This window comes from Aquabacterium sp. (genome assembly GCF_041915145.1).
Classification (GTDB): Bacteria; Pseudomonadota; Gammaproteobacteria; order Burkholderiales; family Burkholderiaceae_C; genus Aquabacterium.
Window position 1 is genome coordinate 1 of record NZ_JAYSBZ010000122.1, and the last position, 5,229, is coordinate 5,229.

The following is a 5,229-nucleotide window of genomic DNA, read 5'->3' on the forward strand; positions in this document are numbered from 1 at the left end:
GGTGGGCGCCTGACCCGCGCACCATGGCCGCGCTGACGAAATTCACCTGGCGTGACGGCTTGTCAGGCTCGCTGCCCATCGTGCTGATGGCCTTGCTGGCGGCGGGCACCTGGTGGCTGGTGCGCCACACGCCGCAGCCCGACGCGCCGCGCCGCGCCGCCGCGCCGGCACACGAGGTCGACTACGAAATGCGCCGCTTCGAGGCGCGACGCTACGGCACGGACGGCGCCCAGCGCGCGGTCGTCACGGGCGACGTGATGCGGCACTACGCCGACGACGGCGCCGTCGAGATCGACGCCTTGCGCGCCCGGGGCACCGACACCAGCGGCCGCCGCATCCATGCCACGGCGCAGCGGGGGGTGTCGAACGCCGACAACACCGAGCTGCAATTGCTCGGCCAGGCCCACGTGGTGCGCGACGCGCTCGACCCGGACGATGCCGATCCGGCCCGCGCGCCCGCTCCGCGCAAGGCCACCGATGGCCGCATGGAGCTGCTCGGCGAGGCGCTGTGGTTCTATCCGAACGTGCAGAAGGTGCGCTCCGACATCGCGGTCACGCTGCTCAGCGAAAGCGGGCGCGTCGATGCCGGGTCGCTCGATTACGACGGCCAGAGCGGCGTGGCGCAGCTGGGGCACGGCGTGCGCGGGCAATACCGCGCGCCGCTGAAGGCGCCGCAGGCGGCGTCGCGCCCCGCCGCCGCGCGATGAGCGCCCGGCCGCTGGTCTTCATCACCGGCGCGTCGAGCGGGCTGGGGCAGGCGCTGGCCGCGCGCTACCTCGCCGCCGGCTGGCGGCTGGCGCTGGTGGCGCGGCGCGTCGAGGCGCTGCACGCCTGGGTCAGCGCGCAAGGCGAATCGCAGGCCATCGAGCCCGACCGCGTGGCGGTGTACGGCGCCGACGTGCGCGACACCGCCAGCATCATCGCCGCGGCGCACGCGTGCCTGGCCCGCCAGGGTGTGCCGGACGTGGTGATCGCCAATGCGGGCATCAGCGCGGGGGTGGACTTGGCCGAGGCAGCCGACCTGGAGGTGATGCGCGCCATCTTCGAGACCAACAACCTCGGTCTGGCGGCCACCTTTCACCCCTTCATCGCCCCGATGCGCGAGCGCGGCTGCGGCACGTTGGTGGGCGTGGCCAGCGTGGCGGGCATTCGCGGCCTGCCGGGGCACGCGGCCTACACGGCCAGCAAGGCGGGGGTGATCAATACCTGCGAAAGCCTGCGCATCGAGCTGCGCTCGCGGGGCGTCAAGGTGGTGACGATCGCGCCGGGCTACATCGACACGCCCATGACGCGTGGCAACCCGTTCACGATGCCGTTCCTGATGTCGGCCCCGGCGTACGCCGAGCGGGCCTTTCGGGCCATCGAGGCGGGCGTCAGCTACCGCGTGATCCCGTGGCAGATGGGCGTGCTGGCCAAGCTGTTGCGGCTGCTGCCCGACGCGGTGCTGGACCGCCTGCTCGCCGGGCGGGGGCGCAAGCCCCGCGCCGCGTGACGGCAATCAATCGCGGCCGTGGCCGTGACCATGCCCGTGATCGTGCCCCGGGCCGCGATCATCATCGCGCGGGCCGTGGCGGTCGTCGTCATGGCGATCACGGTGGTCGTCGCGGCGATCGTGCTCCTCGTGCCAGCGACGCTCGTCACGCTCGTCGTAGCGCACGAAATAGACCGGGCGGCCGCAGGCGTTGTATTCGCGGCAATGCTTGGACCAGTGTTTTTCGTGGCCGGGCGGCACGCGCAGGTAGATCGGGGCCACGCGCACCGGCTGGCGTGGTTGCGCGATGATCACCGGCTGGGCATAGACCACCGGCGGCGGCACGTTGCCGATGTTGATCTGCCCATAGAAGCCCGGCTGGCTGACGTTCACCGACACACCCACGTCGGTTTGCCCGCCGGCGTGGGCAGCCGGCGCGGCCAGCGAGGCGCACAGCGCCGCGCACCAGGCAGCGAGCGTGACCAGCGACCGCGACGCGCGGCCAGCGTGAGAGAGGCGAGGAAACAGCATGATGGACTCCGGATGCAGATGAGGGTTCAACGAAAGCCAGTCGTCTGGCGTTGACCCCGGCCGGGCAAGCAAATGTTTCTCGCGCGCTCGTCGCGGCGGATCGAGCGACGAGCGGCGGATCCAAGAAAAAAGCGATGCGCCTCGCGGCAGCATCGCTTTTGCGCGAAGACCCGGCGCGAGGCGCGGGTCAGGCGGGATCAGTAACCGCCGCGGCCACCACCGCCGCCGCCGTAGCCGCCACGGCCACCGCCGTTGCCGCCACCGAAGCCGCCTTCGCGACGGCCGCCGCCGAAGCCGCCACCGCCGCCGCCGTTACCGTAGGGGCTGCGGAAGCCGCCCGGACGCTCTTCGCGAGGACGTGCTTCATTGACGACGATGGCGCGGCCGCTCAGCGGCTGGCCGTTCAGGCCGTTGATGGCGGCTTGCGCTTCGGCGTCGCTGCCCATTTCAACGAAGCCGAAACCCTTGGATCGGCCGGTTTCGCGATCCATCATGACCTTGGCCGACGTGACGGCGCCGAATTGCGCAAACGCCTCACCCAGATCGTCGTCGCGCACGCTGTAGGCCAGATTGCCCACATAAAGTTTGTTGCCCATGGAGAGCCCCTTTCAAAAACAAATAACCCAGTGGAGGAGCTTCAACCCATCGGGACCCATTCCAGAGAAGGCGCCGCTACCAAAACACACGAGAAAGGCCATTATGTAGGAAGGTCATGACGCTTTGCTAGCGGTGCGGCGCGCGCAAACGACAAGGTGTAACCCTGAAATTCCGCTGTTTTTGGGGATATCGACAGGTTTTTTGATCAGGGTGTTCCCGTGCATCGCGTGGCCGAGCCGGATGACGCATGATGCGACGCGGCTTGGCGCGCAGCGGCGCGGGCCGGATTTGACGCCGCAGGCGGATCAATATTTTCACGACGGGCGGGTATTCAAATGCACGAGAACGAGAACGAGAACGCAAGCGGGGCGGGCGCGCCATTACGGGGGAGGCCCCCCGAAATGGGGTACGGGGGAATTTCCGGCGTGCACGCCTGGGCGGCGCTGGCGCGGGTGTTGTCGAGCGTGGAGGCGGTGCGCGACGGGCAGGCCTGGTATTTGTTGCTGACCGTGTTCGCCAGCGGCGGCATTCTGGTGGCGGCGGCCGAGTCGGCTTTTGCCGGCTCGCGCTGGTGGGAGGCCAGCATCGAGGCCGGATTGGCATTTTTCGTGGTGTTCTACGGCTCGAACGCCGCGGGCATCTGGACGATGCAGCGAGCGCGCGGCGAAACCGGGCACGACGTGTTTGACGCGGTCTGTGCCTCGTTGCTGCGAGGGCATCGCCTGATCCTGATGGTGCTGATGCTGGCGGCGGTGGCCGCGGCGGGCGGGGCGTTGCTCTGGGCTTTGCTGTGGGTGAGCAAGCTGCGTTACGTGGGCCCGCCGATCTACGCGCTGGTGGTGCCGGTGGCGGTGCTGTCGGTGGGGCTGGCCGCGCTGGCCGGCGTGGTGGTGGTGGTGCCGCTGGCGGCGCCGGCGGTGTGGGCCGGCGAGTCACCGCTGCAAGGCGTGCGCGTGCTGTGGGAGATCGCCCGGCAGCGCCTGGTCATGGGGGCGTTGCTGGTGGCGGCGGTGAGCCTGGTGACGGGTCTGACGGGCGCGCTGGCGAGCTTCGTGGTGATGGTGGGCGGCTCGGTGGTGGCGCAGTTGTCGGTGTGGATCACGGGCGTGCACGTGCCGGCGGGGCTGCTCATGGCCGGGCTGTTCGGCCACGGCCTGCGCAGCGTCGACAGCACCCAGATCCCGCCCGAGGCCCTGCATCACACCTTCGCGGCGCTGGCCGGCGGCGGCGTGGTGTTCGCGCTGGCGGTGGTGGTGCCGGGGCTGGTGTATCTGCGCGGGGTGTGCGCGGTGTACTTGTCGTTGCGCGAGTCCTTGCTCTTGCCGGAGGCAGCGCGCGAGGTCGATGGTTCGACGCCGCGTGCATCGTGAAATCCCCAGGTGCCGCGGGCCGTCGCGGGGACTACAGTTCGCCCACTCGTGACGAGCCGGCTGCCGCCAGGCAACACGGCTGGTCTAGGGGGGATTGAGGAGACAATCCACAGAACAAATCCGGCGCGGCGTCGTGTTGAGCGGCCGCCGCGACCGACACCTAACAAACAAGCATCAACAGCGATTAGGTTCAACTCAAGGGCACGCGTCCAGACGCGGTGCCCTTTTTCTTTTTCGGATGGGGCTGGCACGGGTGGATGCGGCATGTTGAGCATGGTGGGCCTGGTTCTGGCGGCCGGGTTGGCGGGGTGGGTGGACGCGATCGTGGGCGGCGGCGGGTTGATCCAGCTGCCGGCGCTGTTTGGCGCCTACCCGCAGGCGGCGCCGGCCACGCTGATGGGCACCAACAAGGGCGCGGCGATCTGGGGCACGGGCTGGGCGGCCTCGCAATACGCGCGGCGGGTGACCTTGCGCTGGGCGGCCTTGGGGCCGGCGGTGGCGGCGGCGTTCGTGGGGGCGGCGGGCGGCGCCTGGCTGGTGACGCGGCTGCCGGCGCGGCCGCTGCGCGTGGCCTTGCCGCTCGTGCTGCTGGCGCTGTTGCTCTACACGCTGGCGCGCAAGGATCTGGGGCAGCACCACGCGCCGCGCTTTGCCGGGCGGGCCGAGGCCGCGTGGGCCAGCGTGCTGGGCGGGCTGATCGGCTTGTACGACGGCGCCTTCGGCCCGGGCACGGGCAGCTTCTTCGTGTTTGCCGGCGTGCGCTGGCTGGGCTACGACTTTCTGCATGCCTCGGCGCACGCCAAGCTGCTCAACGCGGCGACCAATCTGGCCGCGCTGGCCTGGTTCGGCACGCGGGGCCACATCTGGTGGGCCGTGGCCTTGCCGATGGCCGTCGCCAACGTGGCGGGCAGTTGGCTCGGCACGCGGACGGCGCTGCGCCACGGCACGGGTTTCGTGCGCGGCGTGTTCGTGGCGGTGGTGGGCGCGTTGATTTTTAAGACCGGCTGGGACGCGGCCGGCGTGCTGGGCTGGCGTTGATGCGCCCCCTGGGCGTCAGCCGCGCGGCAGCGTGATGCGCGCCAGCAGGCCGGGCTGCGATTCGCCGTCGGCGGGGGTGCCGTCGAGCAGCGCCAGCGTGCCGCCGTGGCTGGTCACGATGTCGCGCACGATGGCCAGGCCCAGGCCGCTGCCGGTGCCGGGAGCGTTGGTGCCGCGCTGGAAGCGCTGTTGCACCTGCTCGCGCTCGGCCAGCGGAATGCC

At 70.5% G+C, this 5,229-nt stretch carries 7 protein-coding genes; 4 read left to right on the plus strand and 3 right to left on the minus strand.

Annotated elements, in window-relative coordinates:
• On the plus strand, positions 1-707 hold a 707-nt coding region (gene lptC, locus ACE3SS_RS14680; protein WP_374595224.1), incomplete at its 5' end, for an LPS export ABC transporter periplasmic protein LptC.
• On the plus strand, positions 704-1,492 hold the full coding sequence (locus tag ACE3SS_RS14685) for an SDR family oxidoreductase (RefSeq protein ID WP_374595226.1): 789 nt from the start codon (positions 704-706) through the stop codon (positions 1,490-1,492). The genes lptC and ACE3SS_RS14685, both read left to right, overlap by 4 nt.
• 6 nt (positions 1,493-1,498) lie before the next feature.
• On the opposite strand, the gene ACE3SS_RS14690 is transcribed toward ACE3SS_RS14685, so the two are convergent.
• Both ACE3SS_RS14690 and ACE3SS_RS14695 read right to left on the minus strand, forming a co-directional pair.
• Complete coding sequence (locus ACE3SS_RS14690; RefSeq protein WP_374595228.1) at positions 1,499-2,002, minus strand: hypothetical protein; 504 nt, start codon at positions 2,000-2,002, stop codon at positions 1,499-1,501.
• Positions 2,003-2,199: 197 nt separating this feature from the next.
• Positions 2,200-2,598, minus strand: coding sequence for an RNA recognition motif domain-containing protein (locus ACE3SS_RS14695; protein WP_374595229.1), 399 nt, complete (start codon positions 2,596-2,598; stop codon positions 2,200-2,202).
• A gap of 426 nt (positions 2,599-3,024) precedes the next feature.
• On the opposite strand from ACE3SS_RS14695, the gene ACE3SS_RS14700 reads away from it, so the two are divergent.
• A complete protein-coding gene (locus ACE3SS_RS14700) occupies positions 3,025-3,969 on the plus strand; it encodes a hypothetical protein (RefSeq protein WP_374595231.1) in 945 nt (314 codons plus the stop codon).
• A 264-nt stretch (positions 3,970-4,233) separates the two neighbouring features.
• Entirely contained in the window at positions 4,234-5,007 is a 774-nt protein-coding gene (locus ACE3SS_RS14705) for a sulfite exporter TauE/SafE family protein (protein ID WP_374595233.1), read from the plus strand.
• A 15-nt stretch (positions 5,008-5,022) separates the two neighbouring features.
• On the opposite strand, the gene ACE3SS_RS14710 is transcribed toward ACE3SS_RS14705, so the two are convergent.
• Positions 5,023-5,229, minus strand: a 207-nt coding sequence (locus tag ACE3SS_RS14710; protein WP_374595235.1) for an ATP-binding protein, incomplete at its 5' end; no start/stop codon positions are given.